This window comes from Achromobacter sp. NCFB-sbj8-Ac1-l, assembly GCF_052695805.1.
In genome coordinates, this window is the sequence record NZ_CP199812.1 from 243326 (window position 1) to 260833 (window position 17508).

17 protein-coding genes and 1 pseudogene are annotated in these 17508 nt (G+C 67.0%); 7 read left to right on the plus strand and 11 right to left on the minus strand.

Annotation, left to right across the window (positions count from 1 at the left end; genetic code table 11):
• Positions 1-50: 50 nt before the first annotated feature.
• Complete coding sequence (locus tag ACUDP5_RS01185; protein ID WP_263912852.1) at positions 51-224, minus strand: hypothetical protein; 174 nt, start codon at positions 222-224, stop codon at positions 51-53.
• A gap of 431 nt (positions 225-655) precedes the next feature.
• Between ACUDP5_RS01185 and ACUDP5_RS01190 the strand changes: the two genes are divergently transcribed.
• Positions 656-1498, plus strand: a complete 843-nt coding sequence (locus ACUDP5_RS01190) for an IclR family transcriptional regulator (RefSeq protein WP_445657974.1) — start codon at positions 656-658, stop codon at positions 1496-1498.
• Between the two features lie 64 nt (positions 1499-1562).
• Here ACUDP5_RS01190 and ACUDP5_RS01195 read toward each other — a convergent pair whose 3' ends face one another.
• From ACUDP5_RS01195 to ACUDP5_RS01215, 5 genes and pseudogenes are all read right to left on the minus strand, one after another.
• Positions 1563-2282 (minus strand): SDR family NAD(P)-dependent oxidoreductase, encoded by a 720-nt coding sequence (locus tag ACUDP5_RS01195; protein ID WP_445657975.1) that lies wholly within the window; start codon positions 2280-2282, stop codon positions 1563-1565.
• Between the two features lie 4 nt (positions 2283-2286).
• Positions 2287-3075: an SDR family oxidoreductase gene (locus ACUDP5_RS01200; protein ID WP_445657976.1), complete on the minus strand. Its 789-nt coding sequence runs from the start codon at positions 3073-3075 to the stop codon at positions 2287-2289.
• A gap of 67 nt (positions 3076-3142) precedes the next feature.
• Positions 3143-4120, minus strand: a complete 978-nt coding sequence (locus tag ACUDP5_RS01205; protein ID WP_263912856.1) for a tripartite tricarboxylate transporter substrate binding protein — start codon at positions 4118-4120, stop codon at positions 3143-3145.
• Between the two features lie 66 nt (positions 4121-4186).
• Positions 4187-4474: pseudogene (locus tag ACUDP5_RS01210) on the minus strand (SDR family NAD(P)-dependent oxidoreductase); the annotation flags it as partial.
• A gap of 56 nt (positions 4475-4530) precedes the next feature.
• On the minus strand, positions 4531-5058 hold the full coding sequence (locus ACUDP5_RS01215) for a 2,4'-dihydroxyacetophenone dioxygenase family protein (RefSeq protein WP_263912858.1): 528 nt from the start codon (positions 5056-5058) through the stop codon (positions 4531-4533).
• Between the two features lie 138 nt (positions 5059-5196).
• Here ACUDP5_RS01215 and ACUDP5_RS01220 point away from each other — a divergent pair, with 138 nt between their 5' ends.
• Positions 5197-5820: a hypothetical protein gene (locus ACUDP5_RS01220; protein ID WP_445657977.1), complete on the plus strand. Its 624-nt coding sequence runs from the start codon at positions 5197-5199 to the stop codon at positions 5818-5820.
• Positions 5821-5980: 160 nt separating this feature from the next.
• On the plus strand, positions 5981-7372 hold the full coding sequence (locus ACUDP5_RS01225; protein ID WP_445657978.1) for an RtcB family protein: 1392 nt from the start codon (positions 5981-5983) through the stop codon (positions 7370-7372).
• A gap of 4 nt (positions 7373-7376) precedes the next feature.
• Here the strand turns inward: ACUDP5_RS01225 and ACUDP5_RS01230 are convergent, their stop codons facing one another.
• Entirely contained in the window at positions 7377-8456 is a 1080-nt protein-coding gene (locus ACUDP5_RS01230; RefSeq protein WP_445657979.1) for a hypothetical protein, read from the minus strand.
• 127 nt (positions 8457-8583) lie between these two features.
• Between ACUDP5_RS01230 and ACUDP5_RS01235 the strand changes: the two genes are divergently transcribed.
• The gene (locus ACUDP5_RS01235) at positions 8584-9339 is read left to right on the plus strand and encodes a fused MFS/spermidine synthase (protein ID WP_445657980.1); all 756 of its coding nucleotides are present in this window, start codon (positions 8584-8586) and stop codon (positions 9337-9339) included.
• Positions 9340-9514: 175 nt separating this feature from the next.
• Positions 9515-10411, plus strand: a complete 897-nt coding sequence (locus ACUDP5_RS01240; RefSeq protein WP_445657981.1) for a DUF4261 domain-containing protein — start codon at positions 9515-9517, stop codon at positions 10409-10411.
• A gap of 95 nt (positions 10412-10506) precedes the next feature.
• On the opposite strand, the gene ACUDP5_RS01245 is transcribed toward ACUDP5_RS01240, so the two are convergent.
• Positions 10507-11739 (minus strand): MFS transporter, encoded by a 1233-nt coding sequence (locus ACUDP5_RS01245; RefSeq protein ID WP_445657982.1) that lies wholly within the window; start codon positions 11737-11739, stop codon positions 10507-10509.
• Between the two features lie 111 nt (positions 11740-11850).
• Here ACUDP5_RS01245 and ACUDP5_RS01250 point away from each other — a divergent pair, with 111 nt between their 5' ends.
• Together ACUDP5_RS01250 and ACUDP5_RS01255 are read left to right on the plus strand one after the other, a co-directional pair.
• Positions 11851-12852 carry a LysR family transcriptional regulator gene (locus tag ACUDP5_RS01250; protein WP_445657983.1) on the plus strand — a complete coding sequence of 334 codons (1002 nt, stop codon included), beginning with the start codon at positions 11851-11853 and terminating at the stop codon, positions 12850-12852.
• Positions 12853-13006: 154 nt separating this feature from the next.
• Entirely contained in the window at positions 13007-14065 is a 1059-nt protein-coding gene (locus tag ACUDP5_RS01255) for an ornithine cyclodeaminase (protein WP_445657984.1), read from the plus strand.
• Here ACUDP5_RS01255 and ACUDP5_RS01260 read toward each other — a convergent pair.
• From ACUDP5_RS01260 to ACUDP5_RS01270, 3 genes are all read right to left on the minus strand, one after another.
• Positions 14062-14688: an EAL domain-containing protein gene (locus ACUDP5_RS01260; RefSeq protein ID WP_445659117.1), complete on the minus strand. Its 627-nt coding sequence runs from the start codon at positions 14686-14688 to the stop codon at positions 14062-14064. The two genes, ACUDP5_RS01255 and ACUDP5_RS01260, sit on opposite strands and share 4 nt — an antisense overlap.
• Entirely contained in the window at positions 14630-16192 is a 1563-nt protein-coding gene (locus tag ACUDP5_RS01265; protein WP_445657985.1) for a sensor domain-containing protein, read from the minus strand. Before ACUDP5_RS01265 ends, ACUDP5_RS01260 begins: the two co-directional genes overlap by 59 nt.
• 143 nt (positions 16193-16335) lie before the next feature.
• Positions 16336-17445 carry a GTPase gene (locus ACUDP5_RS01270; protein ID WP_445657986.1) on the minus strand — a complete coding sequence of 370 codons (1110 nt, stop codon included), beginning with the start codon at positions 17443-17445 and terminating at the stop codon, positions 16336-16338.
• Positions 17446-17508 lie beyond the last annotated feature (63 nt).

Sequence of the window (17508 nt, forward strand, 5' to 3'; positions counted from 1 at the left end):
TGGCATCGAACCCCTCGATCGGGACGTCGCCGATCGCCGCCAGGTCTGCTCTACGGTGTCTTCATCTCCTTTTCTTTTTCCTTCTTCTCCTTTTTTTCTCCATCGTAGTGAGACTTGATGGCCAGAAACATGCCGGTGCCCAACACGAGGAGCTTGAACGTACCGAAGACGACAGGGACCCAAAAATTCATCATTTCCTCAAAACGCTGCTTATGCAGCTTCATGGACTGCTCGTGGACCAGGCAAGGACGGACGATCGCCGCGAGGGCCACGAATCTGGTGCTTGCGTCAGGATTGGCAACGCTGAAAGAGGTTGGGAGCGGGCAGCGTGAACACCATGCTCCCTATAAGCAGCCAAATTCTACCGCCTAAATCCATACATATTGTTGAATGGTGCCAGTTGTACGTATTTTTTGATTGATGGTCGTTTAAAAAAAACATACATAAGGGTAATACATGCCGCCCATGTATCGCCTAAAAATGCATACATGTCTGGGTTTCGGCTCCTTGCCACCGCGGGGCCTGACACGCGGGCGCAACGGGCACGACGCCGCTTGGTGGACGCCGACAATAGCCAATACCATCACGGAAAGCGCAGCGCGCGGATTCAGGTGTCTAATTCTGCAGTCCGACGTACATCAGAGGTTGATAGGCTTTGCGATCCTCGAGCTCAGTAGTTGATTCCGCCGCGCGGGCCGCCACCGCCCAGGTGGCGGGCACCGCCGCGTTTTCCAAGTTCGTGCATCTGCTGCAGCTGGTGGCAGACCGCGATGCGGCGATGACCGTGGCTGAGCTGTGCAAGGTGTCCGGCTATCCGCGCCCTACCGTGTATCGCACGGTGTATGCGCTGATCGCCGAAGGCCTGCTTGCCGAGAGCGTGGTGTCGGGGCGGCTTGAGCTGGGTCCGCGGTTGATCCAGCTGGCCAACCGCAGCTGGAAGCGGTCGGATCTGCGCCTGCTGGCGATGGCGGACCTGACGCGCTTGCGCGACGTCACCGGCGAGACGGTGCACCTGGCGGTGCCCAATGCGGACCAGATGGTCTATATCGAAAAGCTGGAAAGCCCGAAGGCGGTGCGGATGACTTCGCGCGTGGGCACCAGCGTGGCGATGCATTCAAGTTCGGTCGGCAAGGCCTATCTGGCCTTTCTGGACGAGGCGCCGCGCGAGCAATGGCTGCGCGAATTGCCGCAGCCCTGGAAGGTCTTCACGCCGCAGACGCTGATGAACGAGGCCGCGCTGCGTGTGCAGCTGGATCTGTATCGCGAGCGGGGCTGGGCCATCGACGATGAAGAGCAGGAAGCGGGCATCCGCTGCTTTGGCGCGCCGATCTTCGGCAAGCAGGGCGCGCCGGTGGCCTGCATCAGCGTGAGCACCTTGCTGTTCCGGCAGGAAGAGGACGTGCAGCGCAAGTATGTGGCGCCGCTGCTGGAGGCTTGCCGGTCGATCTCGCGGTTGTTGCGGGACACGCCGGCCTCGTACAGCGCCGAAGCGCCGTGAGGCCGGGAGGGCCGAGGCAGGCCGGTCTTGGGGCAGGCCGAGCCATCCCCTGGCCCGGCCTGCGCTAGGCCGCCAGATAGCCGCCGTCGACCGGCAGGATATGCCCGGTGATGAAACCGGCCGCAGGCGAACACAGGAACACGGCCGCGCGAGCCACGTCCGTCGGCTGGCCCCAACGCCCGAGCGCGGTGCGTTGCAGGATCGGACCGGACCGCGCGGGGTCGTCCTGCAGCGCCTGCGTCAACGGGGTGGCGATCCAGCCCGGCGCCACCGCATTGACCCGGATGTTCTCGGCCGCATAGGCCAGCGCCAGCGACTTGGTCAGTTGCGCCACGCCGCCCTTGCTGGCCGAATAGGCCGGCACCAGCGCGCCGCCGAAGAAGCTCAGCATCGATGCGGTATTGACGATGACGCCGCCGTGCCTGGCCAGCAGCGGACGGGCGGCGGCGCAGGTGCGCATGGTGCCGGTCAGGTTCACGGCCAGCACCTGCTCGAACACGTCCAGGTCATGTTCGGCGTTGCGGCGGATGATGCCGGCGCAGTTCACCAGGATGTCCAGGCGGTCCAGCGTGCCGAACAGGCGGTCGACGTCCTGCTGCTTGCTGGAGTCGGCCAGTTCGACGCGTACGCCCACCGCCAGCGAGCCGTCGCCCGCATCCAGGCCGGTGGCGATGACGCGGGCGCCCAGTGCATGCAGCTGGTTGGCGATGGCGGCGCCAATGCCCTGGGTGGCGCCGGTGACCAGTGCGGTCTTGCCTTGGAAGAGATCAGGTTGGTAGGTCATGGGGTCAGTAGGTGCCGGGATATGCGCCGCCGTCGGCCAGCAGGTTCTGTCCGGTGATGTAGGCGGCCTGGGTGCTGCACAGGAAGGCGCAGATGGCGCCGAATTCATCGGCGTTGCCGAAGCGGCCCGCGGGAATGGCCTGCTGGCGGGCTTGGCGCAGCGCATCGGCGTCGCGGCCGGTCTTGGCGGCGGTGGCGGCCAGCGTGGCGTTCAGGCGATCGGTGGCGAAGGCGCCGGGCAGCAGGTTGTTGATCGTGACGCCGCGGGCGGCCAGGCTGCTGCGGGCGACGCCGGCCACGAAGCCGGTCAGGCCGCTGCGAGCACCATTGGACAGCCCCAGGACGTCGATGGGCGCTTTCACGGAACTGGAGGTGATGTTGACGATGCGGCCGAAGCCGCGCTCGGCCATGGCGTCGACGGTGGCCTTGATCAGTTCGATGGGCGTGAGCATGTTGGCGTCGACGGCCTTGATCCAGGCGTCTCGGTCCCAGTCGCGGAAGTCGCCAGGGGGCGGGCCGCCGGCGTTGGTGACGACGATGTCGAAGTCGCGCTGCACGTCGAAGACCGCTGCGCGGCCGGCTTCGGTCGTGATGTCGGCGGCGATGGCGCGCACCTGGGCGCCGTGGGCGGCGGCCTGCTGCAGTTGGCGTTCGGCCGCCTGCAGGGCGTCGGCGCCGCGCGCCACGATCAGCACGTGCACGCCTTCGCGCACCAGTGCCAGCGCGCAGCCGTAGCCCAGGCCCTTGCTGGCGCCGCATACCAGCGCCGATTTACCTTGTATGCCCAGATCCATGTCCTGTCTCTCCAGAAGTGCGGGGCGCAGTCAGGCCGCGCCCCGGGTTGCAGCGTGAGTCGCCGGGTCATTGCTGGCGCAGGGCCAGTTTGTCGATCAACGCCTTGAAGGTCGCGTCGTCACGCCGCATGGTGGCTTCGAAGCCGGCGGAATCGGCATAGCGGTAGCCCAGGTTCTGCTTTTCCAGGGTCTGCCGGAAGGCCGGTTCTTCCGCGATCTTGGCGGCGGCGGCTTGCAGCTGCGCAATGATCTGCGGCGGCGTGCCCAGCGGGGCGGCAATGCCGCGCCAGGTGCCGATGGACAGGTCGATATTGCGTTCCTTCAGCGTCGGTACGTTCTCGAAGCCGGGCACGCGCTGGTCGGCCATGACGGCCAGCATCTTGAGCTTGCCGGCGGTGACGTAGGCGGCCACTTCGGCGGGGCTGACGGCCACGGCGTCGATGTGGCCGCCCAGCAGCGCCAGCACGGCGGGGTTGGCGCCGTTGAAGGGGATGTGACTGAACTTGGCACCGATCTTGTCTTCGAAGGCGGCGGTGGCCAGGTGCCAGATCGACCCCGTGCCGGCGTTGCCGATCTGCAGGCCGGCCTTGTCTTTCCTGGCCGCCTCGATGAAGCCTTCGATGGTGGTGTGCGGCGAGTCGGCGCGCACCGTGATGGCGGACGGATCGGCGTTCAATTGGGCGACCGGCACGAACTTGTCGTAGGTGGTCTTGCTGATGCCCAGGTGGGGAATGATGGCCAGGTCGGCCGTGACCAGCCCCAGCTTGTAGCCGTCGGGCCGTGCGCCGGCCACTTCGGCAAAACCGATGCCGCCGGAGGCGCCGGGCTTGTTCAACACCACCACCGTCTGCGGCAGGTGGTTGCGGGCCGCGTCGGCGAAGGCGCGGGCCATGGCGTCGGTGCCGCCGCCGGCCGCGAACGGCACCACCAGTTCGATGGCGCGCGCGGGGTAGGCGGCGCCCTGGGCTTGGGCGCCGAACGCGGCCAGGCCGAGCGCGGCACCGACCATGCACCGCGCAAGCGCGGCAGTCGTACGAGGTTTCATGCGTTGTCTCCTTGGTTTTTTTTGGGTTGTTGCCGCGCTGTTGTGCCAGCCGCGGCGGTGCCGCGGTCAGCAGGTGGCGCGTCCTCCCGACAGATCGAATACCGCGCCGGTGTTGAAGCTGCACGATGCCGAGCAGAGCCAGGCGACCAGCTCGGTCACTTCGCGCGGTTCGCCCAGCCTGCGCAGCGGGCTCTTGGCGATCATGGTTTCCACGTGGCGGGGGGCCATCTGTTCCAGCAGGCGGGTCTTGACGGCCGCGGGCGCCACCGCGTTGGCCAGCACGCCGCTGCCCGCCAGTTCCTTGCCCAGCGATTTGGTCAGCGCCATGACGCCCGCCTTGGCCGCGCCGCCCGCAACCACCGCGACGTGGCCACGAAAGTCGTAGCGGGCGCGAGTGTCTGCCGCCGCGGTCATCGGATGAACTGCTGCACGTAATCGATGCCCAGGCCGACGGCGTCGTAGTGCTGGCGGCACATGTCGATCTTGGTGAAGACGTCTTCGTAGCCCATGCCCTTGCCCCACGGGTCGGTGTAGTACATGACGCCGTTGACCTGGAAGAACGTGATCATTTCCTCGACATCGGGCGGCACGTACAGGGTGTGGGTTTCACCAGGGGGTTCGAAGACGTAGCTGCCTTCGGTGGCTTCCCAGTCGTGTTCCAGGTAGCGCCAGCGGCCCTTGAGCACGAAGCCATGCACCGCCTGCGGGTGGCGGTGGCGGCTGAGCACGCCGGTCTTGCGCACGCGCAGCAGGTTGGTCCAGTAGCCCTGGCTGGCGTTCAGACAGAGCGGGCGGAACCAGACGTTCTCGGCCTGCGGCACCCAGACGCGTTCGTCGTCCGGGATCGCGCTGGGGACCACGATTTCGGGCAGGGCGTCGGACGGATTGGGGTACTGATACGGCATCAGGGGCTGTTCGTCGCGGCTGTCTAGCGGCATGCCTGTCCTTTATGTGGTCAATTGTTCATAATATGGACTTTATAAGAGGGGCCGGACAGCCGTGTCACTTAGGTTTTTCACCTACGGGGTGTCGGTGCCCGGGGTTACAGTCGGCTTTTCCCTCACAGGACGGACGCCGTGACCCTGGACGAGTATTTCGCCGCGATCGATGCCCCGGGCTTTGCCGCACTGGGTTTGCTGCCGCGCGACCGGGCCAGCGACCTGACCGAGGCCATGCGGGGGCATCCGGTGGTCGACCTGCTGCAAGGGCGGGTGCTCGATGACCCCCAGACCAGCAATCACCATCTGCTGCTGGGCCGGGCGCCGTTGGCGGGCTGCGTGCTGTATCTGACCCACGACGGCGACAGCCGCGTGGTGTTCGATTCCCTGGCGGACTTTGTCGCGGCGGTGCGCCAGGCGGGCGAGCAAGGGCTGGATGTGCAGGAACTGCATCCCGATACGTCGCCACTCGTGGATGGCCAGCCGCCGTTGGGTGGCCTGATCCGCGAACTGCTGCAACAGGAATCAGGCGTGGACGTGGTGCTGACACTGATCCCGTCTCTGGACCTGGGCGATCTGGCGTTGCTGGAAACGCTGGCGCGGGATGACGATTTCTTTCTGGGTGAAGCGGTGGCGATGGCGATCGAAAGGCGGCCATCGCGGGCGCTGCGCGCGGTCGCGGCGCTGTGCCAGGCGCATCCGCACATTCAGGTGTCCAGGGCGGGCACGCGCGCATTGCGGCGGATCGACGCGCTGGGGTAACGGCGACCGGCTCGTTGCGGCTTCGCAACGCGTCACGCCGCGTTTCTCGCACGGACGCGGAACCCTCTGTACACTTCGGCCTCCTCCTGGCGCTGCTGCTGGGGGTACAACGCCTTCCGGAACACGGAGGCACTTCTGTACCTGTTTGATGGCAGCGAAAGTGAAGAACATCTCCCGTTTGAAATCCGCCCTGAAACGGCAGGGCATCCAGGTGGAACACCAGCATGGCGTGTACCACCTGAGCAATGAACAGGCGCAAGCGTCTGTTCTTCTCCCCGCGGCGCTTCCCCTTGAGGAAAAGGCCGTACATCAACTGCTTGCCTTTGCGTCGGTGCGTTCGCCCGATGCGGATCATGGCGTCTGCAAGGCGTGCGCAACGCCGGATTTCCATCCGGGCAGCATCGCGCCCGTGGGCACCGTGGTGGCGACGGATGGCGGTTTCGTCATCCCGGCGGCGGTCGGCACGGACATCAACTGCGGCATGCGCTTGCTGACCACCGGTCTGGCGCACACGGCGGTCGAACCGTTCAAGGCGGAACTGATCCGCCGGCTGACGCGCGTGCTGCTGCAAAACGGCCGCAACGTGCCGGTGCCCAGCAAGGCGTTCAAGGCGCTGTTCGACGACAGCCCGGATGCGTTCCTGGACAGCCTGACGGCCGAGGGCCTGTGGGCGGGCGTGCGGCGCGATCAGCTGCACGCCGAACTGGCGCAGTGCGTCAGCCTGTCGGATTTCGACAGCGCGGCCCGCTATGCGCCGCAAGGCATGGTGGATGGCCGCGAGACCATTCGCGACCCGGGCCTGGGCACGACGGGCGGCGGCAATCACTTCGTGGAATTGCAGATCGTCGACGAGGTGCTGGACCGGCATGCGGCCTATGCCGCCGGCCTGGTGAAGGGCGACGTCGTCGTCATGATCCACACCGGTTCGCGCGACGTGGGCTTCCATGTGGGGGCGCGCTGGATGGACCGTGCGCGCGCCGAGTGGCCCAAAGGGCTGAAGCACCCGGACAGCAAGCTGTATGGGCTGTCGGGCGCGTTGGCGCAGGAATACCTGCAGGCCATGGGCACGGCGGCCCGCTACGCCTGGGCCAATCGCATGGTGCTGGGCGAAATGGTGCGCCAGGAGCTGGATGCCGCCCTTGGCGGCATGCGGTCACGCCTGGTCGTGGACGTGCCGCATAACGTGGTGCTGCGCGAGCAGGGGCTGAATATCCACCGCAAGGGCGCAACGCCGGCGCGCGCAGGCGACCTGGCGTTGATTCCCGGCTCGATGGGCGATTTCAGTTTCGTGGCCACCGGCCTGGGCAACGCGGATTGGCTGTGGTCTTGCAGCCATGGCGCGGGCCGCAGCATGCGCCGGCAGGACGTGCGCCGGACCCGGCACGAGACCTCGCCGGGCACCTGGCAATGCGTGACCCTGCGCGAAGAACGCCGGATCGAAGAGGCGCCGCACGCCTACAAGCCGATCGGTCCGGTGTTGCAGGCCCAGGAAGAAGCGGGGCTGATCCGGTCGGTCGCGCGGCTCAAGCCGTGGGTCACGTTCAAGGCATGAGGAATCAGGCCGACACCGTCACCGAAGCGCCGCCATCCAGCGCCTGGGCGGCCTGTTCGGCTTGCGTCAGCGCGTGCTGGACGTCGGCGGCCTGCTTTGGCTCGTGGCCGTCGGGCTCGCGCAGCTTGCGCTTGACCAGGGCCAGCAGTTCCTTCAAGGCGCGGATCGCGTCGCGGACGGACTGGGCGTCGTCCTGGCGCCGCTTGTCGGCGACCTGTCGTTCCTGGCGGGATTCGGGGGCGGAGGGGGACGGTTTGTCTGGGTCCGCATCGGTCTGGTCAGTGTCGTCGGGGCTTGAGTTGCCCAGGGCGGCATCGACCGCGGCGGCCGCGGCCTCTCGGGCCGTACGGGCGTCTTGTGCCGGGTTGGCGTCGGCTGCCCCAGCGGCGGCTGCCCCGGCTTGCGTCGCCGGCGGGTTGTCGGGGGTGGGGCTGCCCGCCGCGGCTTCACCGGCGGCGTAGGCCGCCAGCGCGCGGGAGGTCGCGGCGGGCGCCTGGCTGGCAGTGGCCTCGGTGCCGCTGGACAGGGATGCTGCGCGTTCGGCCGATGCGGTCGATGACTCGGCCAACGCGCCCTCGGCGCCCGGCGTGGTGGCGCCCATGCCGGCGCTGATGGCGGGCGTCGGCGCCCCGTGCACCACGGGCGCGGCGGTCGGCCCCATGCTGGTTCCGGTCGTGGCGGCCCCGCCGCTGTCCTTCAAGGCGGCGGCCGCCTGGCCGAGTTCACCGGCCAGTTGGCGCAGTTCGACCAGGATGGCCTTGGCCGCGGCCTTGCCCAGCAGCATCAGCATCTTCTTGAGCATCTCGATACGCTGTTTGATCTGCTCGACGCGGCTGCGGGCCTGGTCCTGGCGCGATTGCACCGTGCTGGCTGACAGTTGGGCGATGGCCTTGCGCGCCTTGTCGGCCCGTTCCAGCGCGTCGTCGCTCAACACGACCCGAAACGACGTCGGCAGTTCCTTGGGCGCCTGCGCCTTGTCACGGTCGGCTGCGGCATCCGCGTCCCGCTTGTCGGCGGCGCGCGCATCCGCCGGGCGTGGCGTGGCCGGTGAAAAGGGGCTATCCGTATCCAGGAGGGTGTTCATGCCCATATATACGGCAGGCCGGCGCACGTTCTTTATGTTTCCAGAGGAGAATCCGTCCGGCAATCGCTCGGACCCTTCGGCGGTGGTATCTTCTGCGTCCATGTCCCGACACGATCCGTCCCCTTCCTTGTCCCAGCCTTCCGACGCCGGTGGCGAAGCGCCGCTGCACCCCTTCATCCAGGAGTCCGGCACCACCCGGACCCTGCATTTTTCGGAAAAGGTCATCCAGAGTCGCATGTCCACCCTCAACCCGGATGCGCTCGACCTGGAGTACACCCGGATGATGATGGGCTTCGTGCTGTTCACGCCGGCGCCGGCCGACATTCTGATGGTGGGTCTGGGCGGGGGCTCGCTGGCCAAGTTCTGCTACCGCTACTTGTCCCGTTCGCGCATCGAAGTGGTGGAGATCGACCCTGGCGTGATCGCGCTGCGCGACGCTTTCCTGGTGCCGCGCGACGATGCCCGCTTCCGGGTGGTGCAGGCCGATGCGGCCGACCATCTGCGCGGCTTGCGGGACGCGGCCGACGTGCTGCTGCTGGACGGCTACGGCGACGCGGGCATTCCCGATGCCCTGTGTTCGGCCGAGTTCTACGCCGATTGCTACACGGCCCTGCGCGACGAGGGCATCCTGGTCATCAATTTCCACTTGAACCACCCGAATCACCGTGACTATCTGGACCGCGTGCGCGAGTCGTTCGGCGCGTCGATGTTCGAAGTGGTGGACGACGACATGACCAACAGCATCGTGTTCGCCTGCAAGGGCGAACGGCTGGACGACCCGGCGGCTGCCGAGCTGAAGCGGCCCGAATCGATTCCCAAGGACGCCTGGCGGCAGTTGATGCCGACGCTGCGGGTGATTGGCGCGACGCGTGAATTGAAGTGAAACGAGGCGCGGTGCGTGGGGCAACCTGAGCGGGGCGCCGTGAAACACGGCCTGAAATCTTGGGAAATCTAACGTCCGGTTTCGCGCAGCGGGGTTTTGTTGCACATCGTCGGCCAGCCTGCCGCCGGGGCTTGATAGCATCCCCGCTTTCCCCGGACAGGTTCGCTTTCCCACCATGAGTCTCATCTCCCGCTTTTTCGGCCGCAATGAATCGCCTGCCGCCGCTGCCGCGCTGACGGCCAACCCGGCCATCGAAGATCCGATCAGCCTGCAAGTCGTGTTCAGCGCCCCGCTGGCGTTGACGGCCGACGCGCTGACCGCGGCGCTGCGCGCCTACCACCCGGACATGCGCCAGGCCCGCGCCGAGATCGAACCCGACATGCCCGAGTTGCTGGCCATGGTGGGTTGGGGCAAGCACGTCGTGCGCCTGGTGGGCTTCAATGCGCCCTACCCGCAGGAATCGATCGAAGCCTGCGTGGCCCCCGCGCATTACCCGGCGGACGTCAAGGCGCAGGTGCGCGCCCATGTCAGCAATGTGCTGCTGTACTACGCGGGCTTCGAGCAGGACCCGCTTGAGCAGTACGTGGCGCTGGCCGCGGTGGCCGGCGCGCTGTCGGACTTCAACGCGGTGGCGGTGCTGAACGAGCACGCGCACACCTCGTTGCCGGCCGGCGTGTTCACGCGGGAATCCATGGGCGACGAAAGCCTGGAACTGTTGCGCTCGTTGCCGCTGACCATGCTGTACTGCGGCTTCGTGAAATACGAGGTGGAAGGCACGGAGGGCGTGTGGATGCGCACCTACGGCGGCGACGTGTTCGGGCTGCCGGATTTCGCCGTGCTGGCCGAGGGCCACCACCAGGGCGAACAGTATTCCGGCATGTTCAACAACATCATGGCGTACATGCTGGATAGCGGCGCCGAGCTGGCCGCGGGCCACACGATGCAGATCGGCGAAACCAGCTATATGAAGCTGCGGGAACCGGCCGAGTCCGAGTATTTCCTGCACGGCCCGGCCACGGTGCTGGTGGCGGAAATCATCGACGCCTCGCAGATCAATCAGCCGGACGCCTGATTCCGTTCATCTGCAGGCCGGGGCGGGCCCACAGCGCTGCGTTGCCGCCGCGCTGTGGGCCCGCCCCGTTTTTATCGTGCGGCGTCAGGGCGTCATCACGCCGGGCAACCGGCGCGGCGGCGCAGGCGCAGCCGGCCCGGCAGCACGCGCAGCATCAGCGCGCCGACCGCGGCCACGGTGGCCACCACCGTCACGCCCGTCCAGCCCCAGTTCGCCAGCGCCAGGCTGCCCAGCGCGCCGCCGGCCGCCATGCCGATGAACACGCTGACCATCAGCACGGCATTCAGGCGGCTGCGAGCGGCCGGATCGATGCCGTAGACGATGCTCTGGTGCGCGATCAGCGCCACCTGGATGCCCAGGTCAAAGCCGATGGTGCTGGCCGCCAGAAGCCACAGGCCGGATTGGGGCGACAGCAGCGGCAGCAGGACCATGACCGCGAAAGACAGGGCGGTCAGCGCGGCGCCCAGGCGGCTGACGGCATGAGCGCCGCGCCGGTCGGCATAGCGCCCGGCCAGCGGGGCCGCCAGGGCGCCGGCGGCGCCGGCCAGGCCGAACGCGCCGGCTGCGGCCGAGCCCAGGTGGAACGGTTCGCCATGGAGCATCACGGCCAGCGTCGACCAGAACGCGCTGAAGCCCAACGACAGCAGCCCCTGCGCGATGGAAGCGCGGCGCAGTTCGCCGTGCTGGCGCCATAGCCTGCCCAGCGAACGCAGCAACTCGGTGTAGGGCAACTGCGTGGTCGGCGCGAAGGCGGGCAGGCCGCGCCACAGTGCCACGCCCAACGCCAGGATGGACGCGGCGGCCGCCAGGAACATGGCGCGCCAGCCGAGCTGCTGCGCCACGAGGCCGCTGATCACGCGCGACAGCAGGATGCCCAGCAGCAGGCCGGTCATCACCGTCCCGACGATACGGCCCCGATGGGCTGGCGGCGCCAGCGTGGCGGCGGCGGGCACGATGTCCTGCGCCAGGGTGGCCGACAGGCCGATGGCGAAGCTGGCCGCCAGCAACACGCCAGCCGACGGCGCCAGGGCCGCCGACAGCAGGGCCGCGGCCAGGGCGGCGACCTTCATCAGCACGATGCGCTTGCGGTTGTAGCGGTCGCCCAGGGGCGCCAGCGCCAATATGCCAAACGCATAACCAAGCTGGGTCAGCGTGGGAATCCAGCCCAGCTCGGCGGCGCTGGCGTGCAGGTCGGCGCCCAGGATGCCGAGCATGGGCTGGTTGTAATACAGCGAGGCGACCGCCAGGCCGGCGCCAATGGCCAGCAACAGCACGAGCCGGGCGGAAAGCTCCTGGGGAGCGGTGGGGGTGTGAGCGTCGGGGGGCATGAGAAATCCGTTCGGAATGATGCACTGCAACGTGCGAATGGGGCAGATTCTGCTCGCCTGCGGGCCCCTTGGGTAGCCGTCGCCGGGGTAGATCCGTTATACGATGGGCGTATGACCAAGTCCGCCCTTTCCCATTTCGCCTCGGCTGCCGGCACTGACCGCATGCTGCTGGTCGAGACCTTCGTGCGCATCGTCGAGGCAGGCAGCCTCTCGGCCGCCGCCCTGCAACTGGGCGCCACCCAGCCCACGGTCAGCCGCCGGTTGCAATTGCTGGAGCGCACCCTGGGGGTCCGCCTGTTGCAGCGCTCCACCCACGCCATCCGGCTGACCGACGACGGCCAGCGCGGCTATGAACGCGCGAAAGCGTTGATGGCCACCTGGCAATCGTTCGAAAATGACGTGCGGGGCGCGGGCGAGGAATTGGCCGGGACGCTGCGGGTGGTGGCCCCGCACGCGTTCGGACAGAACCAGTTCATGGAGCCCCTGGCCAAGTACCTGCAGCAGTACCCAGGCATGCGCGTGGAATGGCTGCTGCATGACCGGGTGCCGGATTTCGTGGCGGAAAACATCGATTGTGCGATCAAGGTCGGGCCGGTGTCGGACCCTTCCGTGGTCGCGCTCAAGCTGGGCGAGGTGCCGCGCAGCGTCATGGCGGCGCCGTCCTTGCTGGCGGGCGGCCCCGTGCCGCAACATCCTGCCGAGCTGGCTCGCCTGCCCTGGCTGGCGCTGCGCACGTTCTACCGCGACGAAGTCTGCCTGACGCATTCGCAGACCGGCGAAGTGGCGTGTTTCGATATCCAGCCGCGCCTGTCCACCGATGGCTTGTATGCGCTGCGCAAGGCGGCAGTGCTGGGCCTGGGAGTGGGCATCGCCTCGGCGTGGGCGCTGCGCGATGAGTTGGCCAGCGGCCAATTGGTGCTGCTGGCGCCTGACTGGCAGGCTGCGCCATTACCGGTGCACCTGGTCTATGCCCCGTCGCGATTGCAACCGGCCCGCCTGCGGCGTTTCATCGAGACCATGCGCGAACACCTGCCGGCAGAGCTGTGCGAAAGCCTCAAGCAGGCCAAAGCAGGCACAAATTCGAAGGCCAGAGCCGGCCAGAAGGCCCAATAACGCCGTTTCAGGCCATTGTCCGGGCCGAATTGCGACAAGTGGCATTGGCCGTTGCCACAATGGCAGGTTCCTTGCATTTTGTGTGGAAAGTGGGCGCTAGGCATTGACCTGGCCATCGGCCAGAATTTCCCTATCGATACAACAGGGGAAAATAATGACGACATTGCTCACTACCACCGACGTCGCGAAGATCGTGGCCGCACAGGGCCCGCGCAAGGTCTTCGAGGACCTTCTGGACTATCTGCTGGCCGATTACCTGCGCTGGCAGGAGTTCGATAAAAGCGCCCGCGTGGCCAGCCATTCCGATACCGGCGTGATCGAATTGATGCCGACCGCCGACAGCGACCTGTACAGCTTCAAGTACGTCAACGGCCACCCAGGCAATCCGCTGGCGGGCCTGAGCACGGTGATGGCCTTTGGCGCGTTGGCGCAGGTCCACACCGGCGAGCCGCTGCTGATCAGCGAACTGACGCTGACCACCGCGCTGCGCACCGCCGCCACGTCGGCGCTGGCCGCCCGCGCCCTGGCTCGTCCGGGTTCGCGCACCATGGCGCTGATCGGCAACGGCGCGCAAAGCGAGTTCCAGGCGCTGGCGTTCCATCACATCCTGGGCATCGACACTTTGCACCTGTACGACGTGGATCCGGCCGCGACCGACAAGCTGGCGCGCAACCTGGCGAACGTGCCGGGCCTGCACCTGCGGCGTTTCGACAGCACCACAGCCGCGGTCAAGGGCGTGGATATCGTGACCACCGTGACGGCCGACAAGGCCTACGCCACCATCCTGACGGTCGACATGATCGAGCCGGGCATGCACATCAATGCGGTGGGCGGCGACTGCCCCGGCAAGACCGAACTGCATGCGGATGTGCTGCGCGCCGGCTCGGTGTTCGTCGAATATGAGCCGCAGACGCGCATCGAAGGCGATCTGCAGCAGATGCCGGCGGATTTCGCGGTGACCGAACTGTGGCGCGTGCTGACCGGCCAAAGCGCCGGCCGCCGCGACGCGCAGGAAATCACGGTGTTCGATTCAGTGGGCTTCGCGCTGGAAGACTTCTCGGCGTTGCGCTGGCTGCGCGACAGCGCGGTCAAGCACGGCATCGGCGTACGGGTCGAAGTGGCGCCGCGCCTGGCCGATCCGAAGAACCTGTTCGAGCTGGTGCGTGGCCGCCAGGCCGCAGCCCGGGCCAGCCAGGTGGTTCTCAAGGACTAGGGCCTGCGCGAGGTTCCTTTCCGTGCTGACAGGGCCTGGGTCGCAGGGGGGGCGTCGGGCGTCTCGTGCGACACCGGCCGGCCCAGCAGGTAGCCCTGGAAGTGCGAGCAGCCTTCCTGCGTCAGGCGTTCCAGCTGGGCTTCGGTTTCGACGCCCTCGGCCGTGGTCGGGATATCCAGGCTGCGGCCGATGCCATTGATGGCGCGGATGATCGCCAGCGCCTCTTTGCTGGACTCGACGTCCTGCGTGAACGATTTGTCGATCTTGATCTTGTCGAACTCGAAGCTGCGCAGATAGCCCAGCGACGAGTAGCCCGTGCCGAAGTCGTCCAGCGCCACCTTCACGCCCAACTGCTTGAGGCGGTTCAACGTGTTCAGGTTGGCCTCGGAATTGGCCAGCAGCACCGATTCGGTGATTTCCAGTTCCAGGCGGCTGGCCGGCAGGCCCGACGTGGCCAGGGCGGATTCCACCAGCGAGACCAGTGCATTGTTGGTGAACTGGGTGGGCGACAGGTTGACCGCCACGGTCTCGTGCGGTGCCCAGGTCATGGCCTCGCGGCAGGCCTCATGCAGCGTGAAAGCGCCCAGCTCGTGGATCAGCCCGGTTTCCTCGGCGATGAAGATGAAGGTCGTTGGGCATGATCAGCCCCTTTACCGGGTGCTGCCAGCGCATCAGCGCCTCGCGCCCCACCGTGCGGACGTGACTGATGTCCTTGATGGGCTGGTAGTGCAGGTGCAGCTGATGCGACAGGATCGCCTGGCGCAGGTCCATTTCCATTTCGTGGCGCTTGAGCGCGGCGGCCTCCATTTCGGGTTGGAAGAACGCCAGGCAGTTACGGCCGTTGCGTTTGGCTTCGTACAGCGCCATGTCGGCGTAGCGCAGCAAGTGGTCGGCGCTGCATTCCTGCGCGCTGGCCGTGGCGATGCCGATGCTGACGCTGACCGGCACCGTGTGTCCGTCCACCTGGAATGGCTCGCGCACCGCGTCGATCAGGCGCTGCGCCATCTGGCGCAGATCATCGGTTTTCTCCACGCCGGGCAGCACCACGGCGAATTCGTCACCCCCCAGGCGGGCCAGCGTGTCCTGCTCGCGCAGGTTCTTGGCCAGGCGGCGGGCCAGTTGGCGCAGCAGTTCATCGCCGTATTGATGGCCCAGGGTGTCGTTGACGCTCTTGAAGTTGTCCAGGTCCAGGCACAGCACGGCGGCGGTGCGTGCGGGGTAGTCGGGGTTGAGCGCCTTGAGCAGTTGTTCGCGGAAGAGTCGGCGGTTGGGGATGCCGGTCAGGGTGTCGTGATGCGCCATGTAGCGCACCTGGGCATGGGCGGCGTTTTCGTCGGTGATGTCGTCGGCGATGAGCAGCACATAGCGCGAGCGTGGATCGCTGCTGTGGAACACCAGCGTCTTGCTGCGCAAGGTACGCGGGCCGCCCGGGGAGGTCAGTTCTTCCTGGCCGGCTTCGCGCAGCGCGCCATCGGACCGCAGCGCGTCGTTGGTCAGGCGGTCGAAGAACTCGTGCACGGCGGGCGGCAGGCATTCCTGCACGGTCTTGCCCTGCATCTGCTCGCGCGTGCCGCCGAACATCGTTTCGGCCTGGCGGTTGGCCAGCAGGATGCGGCGCGATACGGCGTCCAGCACCAGTACGCACGAGGGGATGTGCGAAACCACCGCTTCGAGGAAGCTCGACAGCGAGGTCAGCTCGGTGTTGTAGCGCTCGGCCAGGTCCTTGGCGCGCAGCAGCTGCAATTCGCGTTCACGGCGTTCGGTGCAGTCGCGCGTGATCTTGGCGAACCCCATCAAGGCGCCGGCGTCATCGTGGATCGCATCGATGACCACGTGGGCCCAGAACGGCGTGCCGTCCTTGCGCATGCGCCAGCCCTCGGCTTCGAAACGGCCCTGGCTGCGGGCGATTTCCAGCCCCCTGCCCGGTACGCCGGCAGCCTGGTCGGCCGGGCTGTAGAAGCACGAGAAGTGCTTGCCCACGATCTCGTCCCGCGTGTAGCCCTTGGCTCGCTCGGCCCCGGCATTCCAGTTGGCGACGGTGCCGTCGGGGTTGAGCATGTAGATGGCGTAGTCGATGACACCTTGCACGAGGTGCCGGTACATGACGTCGGAGTTGTCGATGATCATTGGCTTGAGCGGGGTATGGCGGGATTCGCGGCAATACGTTTACGTCGCGCGGCCGCGATTATTTACCGGCGCCGCGAGAAAAGGCCGTTCCTTGCCAATCCTGGCGCATTGAGTCGAATCGTTGCGATGGCCGGCCGGCGGCGTCAGAGCTTGACGCGCTGCTTCAGGGCCTGCGTGATCATGGCGATGTCGATGTCCTGCCCGGGATGCTTCTGGCAGAAGTCGTACAACACGGCGATATAGGCGTTGCCCAGCAGCTTGGTGATGGCGCCGGCCGTGGTGGCGGCAATGGTGCCGCCCACGGCGCTGCCCGCACCAGGAATGAACTTGAGCAGGCCGGACACGACCGACCGCCCCACCAGGGTGGCGGCAGAGGCGCCCAGTGTGGATGTGACCAGCGTGCTGATGGCGGCGGTGTTCAATTCCATGCCGAAGGTGATGCCGATCTTGGCGATCATGCCCACCTGGATCGGCACCAGCGCGACCGCGTCCGAGAAAGGAATCGGTGCGGCGGCGGCGGACGCGGCCAGGCCGGCCGCGATGTTCACTTCTATCTCAGCCCGCTTTTTTTTTACTTCCAGGGCCTTCTTGTTGCGGGTCGACAGCGCGTTGGCGTAGGCCCGCTGCTGCGATTCAGGGATGTACTGCGCCGTGGCTTCGATCAGCGCGTCCAGGCCCATCGGCGGCAGGTCCGCGTCCAGTTCCTCGATGCGTTCGGGCAGCGCACGCACCGCCACCACCTGCCGGGCGCGCGGCAGGAGCTTTTCGGCTTCGTGCTGGAAGGGGCTGTTCTTGCGGGCCTTGGTGAGCACCGTGATGACGGGAATGCCGGCATCGGCCAACAGTGCACACAGTTCGATTTCGGCGTCTTCGACGCGGTGGCTGCTGTCCTGGATGCAGAGCCAGGCCACATGCAGGTGCCGGTCCTGGTCTTCGGCCACCGAGCGTTCGCGGATCAGGTCGGCCAGCTGCTGGCGCGACCGCGCGTAGTCGCCGACTTCCAGGCCGCGCGTGTCGATGATGGTGAGCGGATGGCCGGGCCGCGAGAATTCCTGGGTCGTCTGCGTGACCGGCTTGCCCGCGCCGGTCTTGGCGAGGTCGCCGCGGAACACGGCGTTGATCAGGGTGCTCTTGCCCACGCCCGTCTTGCCGGCCACCAGGATGTTGACGCGTCCCGCGCCGCGCGTGGCGGTGCTGATCGCGTCCGCGATGGCATCCTGCAATTGGGGGGAATCGTGGCGGGGGGGTGTCATGGGCGGCTGCGAGAGGGCAAGGCAATGCCTGATTCTAGCCACAAACGCGAACGGGGCCGGATC